Below are 14,962 nucleotides of genomic sequence, written 5' to 3' on the forward strand. Positions count from 1 at the left end.
GAGCACGAGGCCGAGCGCTCCGAGACTTTCCACGGGCGTGATCGTATGCCCCCCGGGCCAGCAGTCCCGGTTAGCGTGTCCGGTGCGCGGTCAGCACGGGGCGCGAAGAACGAGGGAGTGGAGGCAGGACCCGGTGAGCGATGATCGCGTCATGCGACGTTCGGGAGCTGGGATGATCGGCCAGAGCCGACCGTCTGCTCTACCTCGGGTTGGGGCTCGGCGCGCTCCTGCTGGTTGCTGGCATCGGGGTGGTCGTCCGAAGGGCGATCATCCGCCGCAGACCGCCACCTCGGTAGCAGCCCCAGCAGGCTATGACGCAGCCAGTTTCGTCGAGGAAGGCCTCATCCCGGCAGCCGTTCGACGACCTCGGCGGTGGTGGCCACCTCGGCGAGTTGGCTCCACGTCTCCAGGCTGGCCCGATGAGCCTCGTCGGTCGCGGCCGTGCACGCGTCGGAGACGATCACGGGCCGGTATCCGTGGTTGACCGCCTCGAAGGCCGTTCCCGCCACGGACAGGTTGGTGGCGACGCCGGTGAACAGGACCGTCTCGACCTGCCTGCGCCGCAGCACCGTGTCGAGTTCGGTGCCGAAGAAGCCGGTGAGCCGCACGTGGGTGATGACGACGTCGCCCGCCTCCGGCGCGATCTCGTCGACGATGCGGGACTTCGGCGCGCCCTCCAGGAAGGCCTGCCGCTCGGGGATCATGGCGAAGGCTGGCGTGTTGGGGATGAGGCCGGGGTAGCCGGGCCGATGGGCGACGCGCGTGTAGACGACCAGCCCACCGCTGGCGCGTACCGCCCCGGCGACCTGAGCGGCGTACGAGGCGACGCGGTGTCGGGCGACCTGCTCGGCGAAGAAGGGACCGAACAGCCCGTCGGGACTGACGACCTCGTGCTGCCAGTGGACGCCGATCACCGCCGTGCGCGCCGGGTCGATCTCTCGCATCGATCCTCCCGTCACGGGGCGGAGAGTTGTTGCGGTGCCGGCTGGTAGCCCGGCCTGCCCGCGGCGGCCGGCCCCTTGCCGTAGGCGTCGAACCGCCCCCACCGGCCGGGGATGCCGTGCAACGCCAAGAAGTCGAGGTTAGCGGGAAGGACGGGCCTGACCACGAGGTCTTCGCCCACCGGCCTGAGCCCGAGCATCGTCCTCAGCAGGAGGAGGGTGGTTCCGGCGGACCACGCCTGGGGGCTGCAGGCGGTGGGATAGTTGACCGGGTACCTGGTGTCGGTGCGGCTGGATCCGGAGAAGGCCTCGGGCAGCCGGCCGTCGTAGAAGACGGCGGCGTCCAGGATGCCGGCGGCGATCCGCGCCGCCTCGTCGGCGTACCCGTACCGCCGCAGCCCCCAGGCGATGAAGGAGTTGTCGAACGGCCAGACGGTCCCCACGTGGTAGCCGATGGGGTTGTAGCGGGCCTGCCCCTCGGCCAGCGTGCGGACGCCCCAGCCGCTGAACAGGGCGGGCGACATCAGGTGCCGCGCCAGGGCCGCCGCCTTCGGTTTCTCGACGATGCCGCTCCACAGCAGGTGGCCGATGTTGGAGGAGAGGGCGTCCACCTGGCTGCCGTCGCCGTCGAGGGCGAGCGCCATGTACTCGCCGTCCGCCACCCAGAAGTCGCGGTTGAAGCGCTGCTTGAGGTCGGCGGCCTCCCGCTCCAGCCGGTCCGCGTACTGCGGGTCGTTCCAGACGGCGCGGGCGAGTCGCGCGGTGCGCATCTTCGCGTCGTACGCGTACCCCTGCAGTTCGCAGGTCGCGCGGGGGAAGCCCGGCAGCCGACCGTCGCGGTAACAGATGCTGTCCGGGGAGTCCTTCCAGCACTGGTTCTCCAGGCCGTTCCTGGTGTTCCGCCGCTCGTAGGAGATGTAGCCCATGCCGGTCAGGTCGGCGTAGTTGTTGATCCAGTCGATCGCCGCGCGCGCCTCGTGCTCGACCGAGCGCACCAGGTCGACGTCGCCGGTCCATCGCTCGTACTCGTCGAGCAGCACGAGGAACAGGGGAGTGGAGTCGGCGCTGCCGAAGTAGGGCGTGTGCGGGGTCTCCTCGAAGATGCTCATCTCGCCGTACCGCATCTCGTGCAGGATCCGGCCGGGCTCCTCCTCCCGGAAGTCGTCGACGCGGCTGCCCTGCCGGAGCGCGAGCACCCGGAGGGTGGTGGCGGCGAGTTCGGGTGTGAACGGCAACGCCTGGAGGCTGGTGAAGATGCTGTCCCGGCCGAACATGGCCATGAACCAGGGCAGGCCGGCGGCGGGAACCCGCTTGTCCTCGGCGAGGAAGGGACTGAAGCGCAGCGCGGCCAGGTCGATCAGGCTCCGCCGGTACGTGCCGCTCAGTGGCTCCCAGCCGGATTCCAGGCGCGGCGCGCGGTCCAGCCATTCCAGGAGGTCGCGTTCCTTGTCCCTGCCCTTGCCCGCCGCCCGCCCGGCAATCGTGAGACGCTCCAGCCCGCGGGGCATCGGAAGGTCCGGCAGGGCGCTGAGTCTGACGGTCCATCGGCTGTGGGGTTCGAGGTGGACCTGGAGCGTCAGGCCGTCGTCGTCCCACGCCGCCGGCGCCGACGCGGAGATGAACGTCTCCCGTCGGAACCGCTCCCGTTCGTAACCGAGGACGAGGCGCCCGTCTTCGACCCGCCGGTAGTGTCGGCCCTTCTTCCTCGCCGTCGCGTCCTTGACCTCGAAGAGGTCCGCGAAGTCGGCGTCCGCCTCGATCCTGAGGGTCACGTCGACCGGATCGTTGGCATAGTTGATGACGGTCAGGTCCTCGTGGAGGCCGGTGTCCAGGCTGTGCAGTCGACGCACCCCCACCGTGCTGTTGACGTAGACGTCCTGACGCCCCGGAACCTGGAAGAACCGGTTCTCGAAGTAGTGGATGTCGTCGATGGAAAGGGTGGTCAGTCGTTCCCCGTTGACCGTCAGCACCCACTTCGACAACAGCCGGGTGTCGTGGGCGAACAGGCCCATGGGAATGTCGGGTGACGGGATGATGTCGCCCGAGCGGTCACACACCATGAAGGTGGTGCCGTCCAGGATGCCCACCTCATTCTCGCTCATGGTCACCTCCTCGGCGTCCCGTCCCCGTAGACCTGGGCGGCGGCGGGAACAACCTCCGGAGAGTCGCGAAGAGTCGGGGGCTGCCCGCCACGGTCGCCTCGCCGCGCAGGACGGTGGTCAGGAAGTACGCCTCGCCGCTGGCGATCCGGTCGAAGACCGCCCCGTCCGCCTGGACGACCGCGTCCCCGCCGGTCGCCTGCTCCGAGACCGTGATGTCGCCCCGGTCGACGGAGACGAGCCAGTGATCGACCCGCCCGTCCCGGCTGATGTCGAAACGGACGCTGCCCTCGTCGATGGCCGTCAGGCGGCGGTCGTGTCCACGCCGTGCCAGGCTGCGGAAGAAAGTCTGGGTGGCATTCGCCATCGCGCCACCTCCTCAGGGCCACCTTTCCCGCGAATCGCGGCGTCCGCCTCACCCGGAAGAGGTGATTTCCGCGCCGCCGCCCGCTGCCGCCGCCCGCCGCTGCCGCCGCCCGGCGTCCTCGACGCCGCCGACCAGCGCCACGTCGCCCGCGTGTCGGCGCCCCGGCACGGCCGTCGGACACCGGCCCGGCCCGCGGGCAACGCCACTAGCCTGGGACTCGATGGATCCCATCCAGGCAACGCTGCTTCTCGCCGCCGGTGTCGCCACGGGCGCCTTCAACGCGGTCGCGGGGGGCGGCTCCCTGATCGCCTTCTCGGCACTGATCGGTGCGGGCATACCGCCGCTGACGGCCAAGCTGACCAGCACGGTCGCGGTGCTCCCGGGGAACGTGGCCAGCGTGGTGGGCGGATACCGGGATCTGCCACCCCGGCGGGACATCAGGCGGATCCTGCCCGCCGCCGTGCTCGGCGGGGTCGCCGGGTCGGCGCTGCTGCTGCTGACGCCCAGCCGCGTCTTCGACATGATCGTGCCGTTCCTGGTGCTCGCCGCCTCCGCCGTCCTCGGCCTTCAGGGCCGCCTGAACGAGCTGGTCAGGCGCTCCGCGCTGCGTGGCCGACAGAAACACCCGGCGACGCTGCAGGCGTTGGTAGCCCTGGGCGGGATCTACGGCGGCTACATCGGCGCGGGGTTCGGCATCGTGCTGGTCGCCAGCCTGGCTCTCCTGCAGCACGAGCCGCTCACCAGGACGGTCGCCCTGAAGAACCTGCTGTCGGCCGTCATCTCGTTCACGGCGGTGGTGCTCTTCGTCTTCTTCGGCACCGTCAACTGGGCGGGGGTGGCGATCATGGTTCCGGCGACCGTCGTCGGTGGCTACGTCGGGGCGCGGCTGCTCCGCAGGCTTCCCGGTGCCCCTCTCAAAGCCGTGATCGTCACGTTCGGGGCGGTCTTCGGCCTGGTCCTGCTGTGGCGCAACGTGCTGTAGACCGGGTCGGTCGACGGCCGGGGCGGGTCGTGCCGGCGAGGTGTCGCCGGACCGCCCGCGCGGCGGCGTCGTGTAGTGCGTCGCCGCGCTCCGGCACGGCCCGGCGGCGGGTTTCCGCCGGGGCACGGGGGACCCGCCGGGTAAGCCCGGCCCCGGTCATCCGAACGGATGACCGGGGCCGGGCCGTCGCCGGTCAGGTCAGCGGAACGTGGCGGGCCAGCGCGGCGCCGCCGGCCTCGAACGCGGCCAGCAGGCCGTCGGCCGTGCCGCCGGTGACCGGGACCAGCACGGTCACCGGGTCGCCGGGGCGCAGCTGCACGGACCGCTCACCGAGCGAACGGTCGCCGTCCCAGGCGTGCAGGTACGCGGTGCCCGCGCGGTCGGCGAGGACCGTCACCTGCACCCCGCCGGCCACCTGGCGCTGGCCGGTCAGCCGCAGCGCCCGCTCGGGGAGCCGGGCCACGGCGGCCGGCGCGACGCCGTCGACCGCGGACTGCGCGATGGTCTGCGGGCTGTGCACGCTGCGGGCGGCGGTGTCCGGGAACACCGGGGCGCTGGGCTGCCGCTGGGCCGGGGTGTACCCGGGCAGGGTCACCAGGCCGTACCGGTACGGGTCGGCACGGACGCCGGTGAAGGTGGACCAGCCCAGCCGGGACTGGGAGGTCAGGTCCTGGGTGTCCGAGTCGTAGACCAGCACGTTGAAGCCCATCCGGGCCGGGTCGACGGCGTCGGGCAGCACCGCGAACGGGATGCTCGCCTCGATGGTGTAGCCGGCGTACGGCGCGGTGACCTTGCTGACCACCGTCATTCCCGGCGCGGTCGTGGCGCCCGGGCCCTGCCGGTTGTCGGCGTCGCGCTGCCAGCACGGCGGGTCGCCGCCCGCGGGGTCGTCGGTGACCGGGAAGATGCCGGCCTTGAACACCGTCGAGGTGTCCGTCGAGTTCCCCTTCGGGTCGACGATGATCTCGACGCTGTCGGTACGCCGCTGCCGTTTGCAGTCCTGCGGCACCACCTTCTTGCCGAGCACGTCGTCGGTGACCTGGACGAACACCTTCAGCGCGTCCTCGGTCCAGGCGATGCGGCCCGCGGCCGAGGCGTCCTGCGGCGTGGTGGCCTGCCCCTCCCAGATCCGGGACAGGTCCAGCTCCTCGCCGGGGTACTCGCCCGGGGAGGCCACCCCGTCGACGGCGTGGTCGTGCCCGGCGTGCGGCACCTCGCTGGTGGGCACGATCTCCAGTGCGCCGGTCTCGACGGTGCTGCCGGCGGCGCTGGTGGTGGTGATGGTGATGCCGTAGTCGCCGCCGTCGCCGCCCTCGTTGGCGGTCGGCAGGTTGGCGTCGCTGTTGGTGACGGTGAAGGTGACCGCCCCGGTCGCGCCCGGCGCCAGCTCGGCGTAGCTCTTGGTCGCCGCGTCGGCGGTGAAGCCGGCCGGCAGGCCGAGGGTGACGGTGCCGCTCTGGGGGGCCTCGCCGTGGTTGCGCAGGTCGACCCGGACGGTCCGGCTCTTGCCGGAGCCGACGGTGAGGACCGGCTTGATCAGGGTGTCCAGCTGCGGGTAGCCGCTGTCGCCGGCCCAGGTGCGGAACAGACCGACCTCGGGCAGTGGCTCCAGGGTGCCGCGCACGTCGGCGACCACCCGGACCGCGCGGTCGGTGCGGCCGGCGCCCTGGCCGGTGGTCAGGCCCGCGCCGACGAGGTGCTGCTCGTTGGTGTCGGCGCCGGCGGGAACGGTCACGGTGAAGGCGACGGTCCGCTCCGTCCCGGCGGGGACGGCGCCATGCATTGCGCCGGAGCCGGTGGCGGTCCAGCCCTGCGGCAGCCGCAGCGAGACCCGCGGGGCGGTGAGCGCCCGGTTGTGCGGGGCGCGGACGTGCGCGGTGACCTCGACCGTCTCGCCGGGGGCGAGGTCGAACCGGTCGGCGGTCAGGTAGAGCTCGGTGCCCTGGGGAAGCCCGCCGGCCGTCGCCGGCAGCACCGAGCCGCGCAGGATGGCCTCCGGCGAGGTGTCCGTCGGGTCGTACGGGACGCGGCTGTCGACCAGGGTGTAGAAGTCGCAGCGGATCTTCGCGGGGTCGGTGGGGGCGGCGGCGGTGCCGGCCCAGCCCTGGGTGACGTAGTCCCGGCGGGCGTCGACCTCGACCTCGGCCCAGGTCCTGCCGTCGGCGCTCGGGGTGCCCTCCCAGACGCCGAACACCTGGTCGGTCGGGACGGTCGGCACGAAGCTGGACGCGCACTGCGCCCCGGTCGCCGAGCTGCCGGTCCCGCCGGTACGCAGGAACTTCGCCGCCCGGAACGGCTTCAGGCCCTCCTGGGTGAGCTGCTCGGGGAAGGCGGCCGGGTCGGCGGCGGCGTGGAACGCCTCGGCGGCGAACCGGGCGGCCTGCTGGTGGTTGCCGTGGTTGCCGGGCGTCGGCGACGGGTTCATCGTCATGACGATCTCGGGCCGGGTCTGCCGGATCACCCGGACGATCTGGGCCAGGGTGTCGTCGTGCCCCCAGATCTGCTCGGACAGCGGCGCGGAGGCGGTGTACCAGAAGTCGACGCGGTCGAGGTTGTACAGGTTCTCCACGCCGGCCCGGCCGATCGCGGTGCGCTCCTCGCGCTCGCGGATGATGCCCAGCGGCGGGCCCTCCTCGAGGCCGACGGCGTTGCCGCCGCCCTCGCCGCGGGTGATGGTCACGACGCCCGCCTTGGCGCCGTGCTTCTCCTTCCACTGGCCGAGGGTGGCGAGGCTGCCGGCCTCGTCGTCGGGGTGGGCGCTGACGAAGAGGACGTCCAGGTCGACGGTGTCGGTCGGCCGGGCGTCGGTGGGGGCGGCTAGGGCAGCGGCGGGCGCCCCGGACAGGGCCAGGGCGAGCGCCGTGGGTAGCAGGAACGACTTGAGTCGCATGCAGGTCCTTTCGCGACACGCGTGGTCCGCGCAGCGGCCACCGACGTCGGGCGCGCGGTGGCGCGGACGCGGGGTCGTGGTCGGACGGCGAGACGGCGGCGGTGGGGGGTGCGGGGTGCGGGGCGCGAGGGGCGCCACGGCACCGGGGGTACGCAGCGGCACGAAGATCCGTACACACTGGAAGGCCTTCGCCCGGTGACGCTAGGGACCGGTGCGGCGGCCCGTCAATGCTTTGCAAGGTCTTTCTTTATTTGCGAAAGAAACAAACGAGGGGTCAGGCGGTCTTCCACGCCTCGGTCGGCGGCGCGTGTGCTCGGCCCCGGCGGGATCCGCGAAGGGTGTTTCTGCTGCTCGTGAAGGTGGCCGCAAGGTAACGAGACGGTTTCGTTACTTGACTCGATAGTTCGTTCGCCGTAGGAAGGAAGTGTGACTGACGTGGTGACGCCACCGACGAGCCCGGTGAGCCGGGAGCGGTCGAAGGAGATCAAGCGGCTTTCCGTGATCTCCACCGCCCGCCAGGTGCGGGTGCTCTCCCGCGCCGAGCTGACCGAGCTCACCGGCCTGAGCCCCGCCACGCTCACCCCGCTCGTGCGGGAGCTGATCGCCGAGGGTTACCTCATCGAGCGTGGTCCCGGCGCGTCGCGCGCCGGCCGTCCCCGGGCGATGCTGGAGTTCAACCCCCGGGCCGAGCTGGTCGCCGCGGTCTCGTTGGAGCCGGGCCGGCTCAGCTGCGAGATCGCCGACAGTGACGGGACCGTGATCGCCCACCGTGCGGTGCGGCTCGCCGGCGACATCGTCGACACCATCTGCCGCTCGGTGCCCGAGCTGGTCGGCGACGGCCTGCCGGCGCTGCGCGGGGTGGCCGTCGCCGCGCCCGGCATCTCCACCGGCGGCGCCGTCCGCCTGGCCCCCTCGGTCGGCCTCGTGGAGGCGCGGCCGGTGGGGGAGTCGGTGCAACGCCGGCTCGGGGTGCCGGTGCTGGTGGACAACGACGTGAACCTGATGGCCGCCGGTGAGCACGCGGTCGGCGCCGGCAGCGACGTCGCCGACCTGCTGCTGCTGCACGTCGCCGACGGCATCGGCGCCGGCCTCGTGCTCGACGGGCAGGTCCGCCGGGGCGCCGGCGGGGCCGCCGGCGAGGTCGGCTTCCTGCCGCTGGACCCGGCCGACCGGGGCCACGACGGGATCGGCCCGTTCGAGGCCCGCTGGTCGGAGAACGCCATCGCCGAGCGGGTGGTGGCGCTGGCCCCCGGGCGGCGCCCGGACTCGCCCGTGGCCGCCCTGGTGGAGCTGGCCGCCACCGACGGGCGGGCCGCCGCGTACCTCGACGAGCTGCTCGCGGCCTGGTCCCGGCTGATCGTCTCCTGCGTCTGCGTCGTCGACCCCGGGCGGGTGCTGCTCAGCGGCGCCGCCGCCCAGCTCGACGACGCCGCCGTCGACCGGCTCCAGGCGCTCGTCAGCGCCGCCGCGCCGAGCGCCACCGACGTCCGCCGGGCGGTGCTCGGCGACCGGGCGGTGCTGCACGGCGCCGTCAGCTACGCCCTCTCCGCGGCCGCCGCGGGCCTGCCCACCCTGCTGCCGACCCCCTGACCTCACACCCCGAACAACGTAGTTCCCCTCACCCCTCGGAGGTACCCCATGAAACGTCGCCTTCTCCTCGCCGGCGCGCTCGCCACCGTGCTCGCCGCCGGCACCGCCTGTGGCGGCGGCGGTGACGACGCGGCCAGCGGCGGCAGCGCCGAGAAGCTGACCATCTACACCGCCCGCGACAAGAAGGTCTCCGACTACGTCGTGGACCAGTTCACCGCCAAGTACCCCGAGTACAAGGGCAAGGTCGAGATCCTCAACCTCGGCGCCCAGGAGATCCTGGAGCGGGTGCGGGCCGAGAAGGCCAACCCGCAGGCCGACGTCTGGTGGGGCGGCACCCAGCAGGGCCTCGCGGCCGGCGCGTCCGAGGACCTGCTGACCTCCTGGCAGCCGGCCTTCGCCAGCAAGATGGACGCCAAGTACAAGGACGCCGAGGGCCGCTGGTTCGGGGAGATCCTGCTGCCCGAGGTCATCATGTACAACAACAAGGCCCTCACCCCGGAGCAGGCCCCGAAGGACTGGGACGACCTGCTCAAGCCGGAGTGGAAGGACAAGATCATCATCCGGGACGTGGCCGCGTCCGGCACCATGCGGTCGATCTACGCCGCGATGATCGTGCGCCAGTCCGCGGACGGCAGCAACCCGCAGCCCGGCTACGACTGGCTCAAGAAGCTCGACGCCAACACCGGCGCGTACGCGGCCAACCCGACCGACCTCTACCTGAAGCTGTCCCGCCAGCAGGGCACGCTCAGCGCCTGGAACCTGCAGGACATCCTGCTGCAGGCCCACCAGTCGAACATGCCGTTCGGCTACGTCATGCCGGCCTCCGGCGCCCCGGTGCTGGTCGACGGCCTGGCCGCGGTCAAGGGCGGCAACAGCGAGGGCGCGCAGAAGTTCATCGAGTTCCTCTTCGACGACAAGCTCCGCGCCGACCTGGCCAAGGACTACTACCAGATCCCGGCCGTGGACATCGCCGAGAAGCCGGAGTGGCTGGCCCAGCTCCAGCTCAAGCCGCTGGACGTCGACTGGAACGTGATCGGCAAGAACGAGACCGAGTGGATCAACCACTGGAACAGCCAGATCAAGAACAAGGGCTGACCGCCCGGGCGCCGGGGGCGGGCCCGTCCCGTCCCCGGCGCCCCGCCGCCCGCCCCCGGGGCGCCGGCACGGTGTGAGAGGGGAGCGCCCTCTCCACCGGAGGCGTCAGGAAGGTGCCCTTCCCGTCTCCCGCCCCCCATCCCACGACCGACAGGTCCGGTACCGCACGAAGGAGAGGACCTCATGATCGATGTCACGCTGGAGTCGGTGAGCAAGCGCTTCGCGCGCGGCGGCGACACCGCGGCCGTGGACGACGTCGACATCACCATCGCCGCCGGGGAGTTCTTCACGCTGCTCGGCCCGAGCGGCTGCGGCAAGACCACGACCCTGCGCATGGTGGCCGGGTTCTACTTCCCCACCTCCGGCCGGATCCGGTTCGGCGCGGAGGACGTCACCCGCCGACCGCCGAACAAGCGCGACACCGGCATGGTGTTCCAGAACTACGCGCTCTTTCCGCACATGAGCGTGGCGCAGAACGTCGCGTACGGGCTCAAGATCCGCAAGGTCGGCCGGGCCGAGTCGCGGCGCCGGGTCGAGGAGGCGCTCGGGCAGGTGCACCTCGCCGGCTACGGCGACCGCCGCATCGACGAGCTCTCCGGCGGCCAGCAGCAGCGCGTCGCCCTCGCCCGGGCCCTGGTGATCCGGCCGCGCACCCTGCTGCTCGACGAGCCGCTGTCCAACCTCGACGCCAAGCTGCGCGAGGAGACGCGGGTGGAGATCCGCCGCATCCAGCGCGAGGCCGGCACCACCTCCATCTACGTCACCCACGACCAGGCCGAGGCGATGGCCATGTCGGACCGGATCGCGGTGATGCAGTCCGGCCGGGTGCAGCAGATCGGCGCCCCGCAGGAGATCTACCACCGCCCGGCGACCAGCTTCGTGGCTCGCTTCATCGGCCGCAGCAACGTGCTCTCCCTGCCGGTGGCCGGCGCCGCCGAGCAGGCCGTCACGGTGAAGCTGCCCGCCGGCGGCGAGATCGCCGTCCCCGCCCCGACCGGGCACGGCCTGCGCCAGGGCGACACCGCGCTGGTGTCGGTCCGCCCCGAGCACATCGGCCTCACCTCGGCCACCGACGCGGACGCGCTGCCCGGCCGGGTCACCGAGGTGGAGTTCACCGGGATGGCCACCAACCTCGTGGTCGACGTGGCCGGCGAGTCGGTGCAGGTCGCCGCGATCGACGTGCCGGACGGGATCGCCGCCGGCGACCAGATCGGGCTGCGGCTGAACCGCGAGCGGATGTGGGTGGTGCGCCCGTGAGCACCATTCCCGCCACCCCCAGCCCGGCCACCGTCGCCCCGGTCACCCAGGAGCCGACGCCGCCGCGCGCGCCGCGCCGCCGGCTCGCCGACCGGTTCGCCGGCGGCACCGGCTCCCGCTGGTTCCCGTACGTCCTGGTCTTCCCGCTCGCGCTGATCCTCTTCGGGTACGTGGTGCAGCCGATGTTCGCCACCTTCGCCGAGAGTGTCGGCGTGGACGGGGTGGAGAACTACGGCGCCTTCCTCAGCGGCGACGGGGTGGCCCGCTCGTCCCTGGTCACCTCGCTGATCATCTCCGCGGCCAGCGTGCTGCTCTGCGGCATCGTCGGCGTGGCGATGGCCTTCCTGCTCAAGCGGTTCTCGTTTCCCGGCCGCCGGCTGATCGAGGCGATCATCCTGGTGCCGGCGGCCCTGCCGCCGCTGATCGGGGCGATCTCGTTCCAGCTGCTCTACAGCGAGACGGGCATCCTCCCGCGCGGGCTCCAGCAGCTCTTCGGCACCGAGAACCCGGTGCTGCCGTTCAGCGGCATCGCCGGGGTGCTGGTGGTGCACACCTTCACCATGTATCCGTACTTCTACCTGTCCGCCTCCGCCGCGCTCGGCGGGATGGACCCCTCGGTGGAGGAGGCCGCGTACAACCTGGGGGCCGGCCGGGTCCGGGTGTGGCGTACGGTGCTGCTGCCGATGCTCACCCCGGCGCTGGTCTCCGCCTCGCTGCTGGTCTTCATGACCTCGCTGGCCTCGTACACCGCCCCGCTGCTGTTCGGGGTGGACCAGACCATGACCATGCAGATCTACATCAACCGCACCAACGGCGACCTGCCGATGGCCTCCACGTACGCCTCGGTGCTCGGCGTGGTGTCGGTGCTGTTCCTGCTCGGCATGCGCTGGTACGAGGGGCGGCGCAGCTACCGTTCCCAGTCGAAGGGGGTCGCCGCGCACCGGCGGGAGATCACCAACCCGTTCGGCAAGTGGCTGGCCCTGGTCACGTCGATCCTGGCCACCGCCGTGCTGCTCGCCCCCGTGGCGACCATCGCCCTGGTGGCGTTCTCCGCCGACGGCTCCTGGACCACCGAGGTGATCCCGGCGGCCTACACCACGCAGAACTTCGTCACCATCTTCTCCGACCCCGAGGCGTTCCAGCCGATCCTCAACTCGCTGCAGATGAGCCTGATCGCGACCGTCGGCTGTGTCGTGGTCGGCGTGCTCATCGCGTACGCGGTGCGGCGGCTGGACTTCCGCGGCCGGGGCCTGCTGGACGTGGCGGTCATGCTGGCCTGGGCGCTGCCCGGCACGGTGGTGGCGATCAACCTGATCTCGGCGTTCAGCACCGGCAACGCGTTCAGCTTCGGGCAGGTGCTGATCGGCACCTTCTGGATCATGCCGCTGGCGTACTTCGTGCGGTTCCTGCCACTGGTGTTCCGGTCCAGCTCGGCCACCCTGGCGCAGATCGACCCGTCGCTGGAGGAGGCCGCGCGCAACCTGGGCGCGTCCTGGTGGCGGGCGTTCGGCACGGTCACCCTGCGGCTGATGCTGCCCGGCGTGGTGGCCGGCGCGCTGCTCGCCTTCGTGCACGGCGTCGGCGAGTTCGTCGCCTCGGTGCTCATCTACACCTCCGACACCGCGCCGATCTCCGTGGAGATCAACAACCGGATGTACTCGTTCGAGGTCGGCACCGCCGCCGCGTACGGCATGCTCCAGGTGGTCCTGATCTTCGTGGTGATGGTGGTCTCCGGCCGGCTGGAAGGCGGCCGGCGCTCCAGCCGGGAGGCGGCGCGGTGGACGGCGTGAGCGCGGCCTGGCCGGCGGGCGGCGGGCTGCTCCCCGCCGCCCGGATCCCCGGCGGGGAACTGGCGGCGGTGGCCGACGCGGCGGACTTCGCGGTGCTTCCGGTCGGCGCCGTCGAGTGGCACGGCCCGCACCTGCCGCTCGGCACCGACCTGATCCTCGCCCAGGGCTTCGCCGCCGAGAGCGCGGTCCCCGGAGACGACGCGGTGCCGTCCGGCGGCGGCACCCCGGGCGGCACCGCGACCCCGGCCGGCGCACCCGGCACCACGGCGGGTCCGCGCGGGGTGCTCTTCCCCGCCGTGCCGTACGCCGCGTGCCCCGGCCAGACCCGGCCGTGGCCCGGCACCGTGGCGATCCGGCCGGAGATCGCGGTCGGCTACCTGGCCGACGTGATCGAGGGCATCGTGGCGGCCGGGTTCCCCCGGCTGCTGATCGTCAACGGGCACGACGCCAACATGTCCACCGTCCGGGCCGCCATGGAGTGGGTCTCCGGGCGGCGCACGGCCAGCCTGCTGCTGGTCAACTGGTTCCAGCTCGTGACCCCGGCCGAGACCGCCGAGCTGTACGGGCCGCTGCCGGCGCGCGGCCACGGCGGGGCGTACGAGACCGACGGCGTGCTCGGCTTCGACCCCGGCGCGGTGCGCCTCGACGCGGTCGCCGACCTGCCGCCGAGGCCGAAGCTGCCGGTGGCCCACCCGTACGTGCTGGTGGAGTCCCGCCCCGACCCGTGGCAGGGCTGGTCGGGGCACGTCTCGCTGGCGGGCGAGGAGACCGGCCGGCGGGTCCGGGAGCTGGCCGCGATGCGGCTGCGGGAGGTCGTCGCCGCCTGGGTGGCCGCGCCGCTACCCGCCCCGCCCACCGACGCCCCGCTGCCCGCCGACACCCCGGTCGGCGCCGCCCCGCCGCCCCCGGACGTTCCGCCCGCCGGCACCCCGCCGGCCGGCGGGCCCGAGCCAGAGGAGGCACCGTGACTGTCGACCGCGGACTCGACGTCGTCGACTTCCACCTGCACTTCCGCATCGGCGCCGACGAGACGATCCGGGCGTGCGAGCACGCCGCCGGCATGCACCCCGGCGGCGAGCACGAGCGTGCCGTCCGCGCCGCCGGCTCCGCCCCGTACGCGGCGCAGTGGCGGCAGGCGTGGGGCTTCCCCGACCCCGAGCCCCCCGCGCCGCGGTGGGAGGACGAGGCGGACCGGTGGGCGCAGGAGTTGCGCGCGGTCGACATCCGCCGGGCCGTCTTCGTCACCGGCGGCGGCAACGACACCGTGGCCGACGTGGTGGACCGCCACCCCGACCTGCTGCTCGGCTTCGCCCACCACGACCCGTACGGCCCGGATGCCGCCGCCGAGCTGGAACGCGCGGTGGTCGAACGTGGCCTGCGCGGGCTGAAGCTCTTCGCCCCGCTGCTGCGCGGCCCGCTCGACGACGAGGCCCTCGACCCGCTCTGGGGCACCGCCCAGCGCCTCGGCGTGCCGGTGCTGATCCACATCGGCCACTACGGCAGCGCCGGCGGCCTCTCCCACGGCCGGTACGGCGGCCCCGACGAGCTGGCCCGGATGGCCCGCCGCTTCCCCGAGCTGGCCGTGGTGGTGCCGCACTTCGGCGTCCAGCACGTGCAGGACCTGCTCTTCGCCGCCTGGGGCTGCCCCAACATCCACGTCGACACCTCCGGGTCGAACCAGTGGGTGCGCTGGATGCCGTACAAGCTGACGCTGGACGAGCTGTTCCGGCGCTGCTACGAGACCATCGGCCCGCACCGGATCGTGTTCGGCAGCGACTCGTCGTGGTTCCCGCGCGGCTACGTCACCCGCTACCTCGACGACCAGCTGCGGATCTGCCGCGAGCTGGGCCTGCCCGACGACCACCTGCGCGCGATCTTCGCCGGGAACGCCGAGCGTCTGCTCGGCCTCGACCACTGACCGGCTGACGACCGGGCGCGGCGGGTGACCGGC

Annotated in this window: 11 protein-coding genes; 7 read left to right on the plus strand and 4 right to left on the minus strand. The window is 72.7% G+C overall.

What is annotated here, in order from left to right; genetic code table 11:
- Window positions 1–341 precede the first annotated feature (341 nt).
- The 3 genes from ACGF5C_RS11755 to ACGF5C_RS11765 are packed head-to-tail and all read right to left on the minus strand — an operon-like array spanning window position 342 to window position 3,407.
- Window positions 342–944, minus strand: a complete 603-nt coding sequence (locus ACGF5C_RS11755) for a cysteine hydrolase (RefSeq protein WP_350685510.1) — start codon at window positions 942–944, stop codon at window positions 342–344.
- An 11-nt stretch (window positions 945–955) separates the two neighbouring features.
- A complete protein-coding gene (locus ACGF5C_RS11760) occupies window positions 956–3,043 on the minus strand; it encodes a glycogen debranching N-terminal domain-containing protein (RefSeq protein ID WP_393300013.1) in 2,088 nt (695 codons plus the stop codon).
- Window positions 3,030–3,407, minus strand: coding sequence for an SCP2 sterol-binding domain-containing protein (locus ACGF5C_RS11765; protein WP_350685513.1), 378 nt, complete (start codon window positions 3,405–3,407; stop codon window positions 3,030–3,032). The genes ACGF5C_RS11760 and ACGF5C_RS11765 overlap by 14 nt, the downstream gene beginning before the upstream one ends.
- Window positions 3,408–3,627: 220 nt before the next feature.
- On the opposite strand from ACGF5C_RS11765, the gene ACGF5C_RS11770 reads away from it, so the two are divergent.
- Window positions 3,628–4,389: a sulfite exporter TauE/SafE family protein gene (locus ACGF5C_RS11770; RefSeq protein ID WP_393300016.1), complete on the plus strand. Its 762-nt coding sequence runs from the start codon at window positions 3,628–3,630 to the stop codon at window positions 4,387–4,389.
- A 193-nt stretch (window positions 4,390–4,582) separates the two neighbouring features.
- Here ACGF5C_RS11770 and ACGF5C_RS11775 read toward each other — a convergent pair whose 3' ends face one another.
- Entirely contained in the window at window positions 4,583–7,279 is a 2,697-nt protein-coding gene (locus ACGF5C_RS11775) for a sugar-binding protein (RefSeq protein WP_393300019.1), read from the minus strand.
- Between the two features lie 426 nt (window positions 7,280–7,705).
- Here ACGF5C_RS11775 and ACGF5C_RS11780 point away from each other — a divergent pair, with 426 nt between their 5' ends.
- The 6 genes from ACGF5C_RS11780 (at window position 7,706) to ACGF5C_RS11805 (ending at window position 14,929) form a co-directional block, all read left to right on the plus strand.
- Window positions 7,706–8,869, plus strand: a complete 1,164-nt coding sequence (locus ACGF5C_RS11780; protein ID WP_393300022.1) for an ROK family protein — start codon at window positions 7,706–7,708, stop codon at window positions 8,867–8,869.
- A 48-nt stretch (window positions 8,870–8,917) separates the two neighbouring features.
- Window positions 8,918–9,964 (plus strand): extracellular solute-binding protein, encoded by a 1,047-nt coding sequence (locus ACGF5C_RS11785; RefSeq protein ID WP_393300025.1) that lies wholly within the window; start codon window positions 8,918–8,920, stop codon window positions 9,962–9,964.
- Window positions 9,965–10,147: 183 nt separating this feature from the next.
- The gene (locus ACGF5C_RS11790; protein WP_393300028.1) at window positions 10,148–11,221 is read left to right on the plus strand and encodes an ABC transporter ATP-binding protein; all 1,074 of its coding nucleotides are present in this window, start codon (window positions 10,148–10,150) and stop codon (window positions 11,219–11,221) included.
- On the plus strand, window positions 11,218–13,011 hold the full coding sequence (locus tag ACGF5C_RS11795) for an ABC transporter permease (RefSeq protein ID WP_393300031.1): 1,794 nt from the start codon (window positions 11,218–11,220) through the stop codon (window positions 13,009–13,011). Before ACGF5C_RS11790 ends, ACGF5C_RS11795 begins: the two co-directional genes overlap by 4 nt.
- Window positions 13,008–13,979: a creatininase family protein gene (locus tag ACGF5C_RS11800; protein ID WP_393300034.1), complete on the plus strand. Its 972-nt coding sequence runs from the start codon at window positions 13,008–13,010 to the stop codon at window positions 13,977–13,979. Before ACGF5C_RS11795 ends, ACGF5C_RS11800 begins: the two co-directional genes overlap by 4 nt.
- On the plus strand, window positions 13,976–14,929 hold the full coding sequence (locus ACGF5C_RS11805; protein WP_357699701.1) for an amidohydrolase family protein: 954 nt from the start codon (window positions 13,976–13,978) through the stop codon (window positions 14,927–14,929). The genes ACGF5C_RS11800 and ACGF5C_RS11805 overlap by 4 nt, the downstream gene beginning before the upstream one ends.
- Window positions 14,930–14,962: the final 33 nt, after the last annotated feature.

Source organism: Micromonospora sp. NPDC047620 (assembly GCF_043205005.1).
Lineage (GTDB): Bacteria > Actinomycetota > Actinomycetes > Mycobacteriales > Micromonosporaceae > Micromonospora.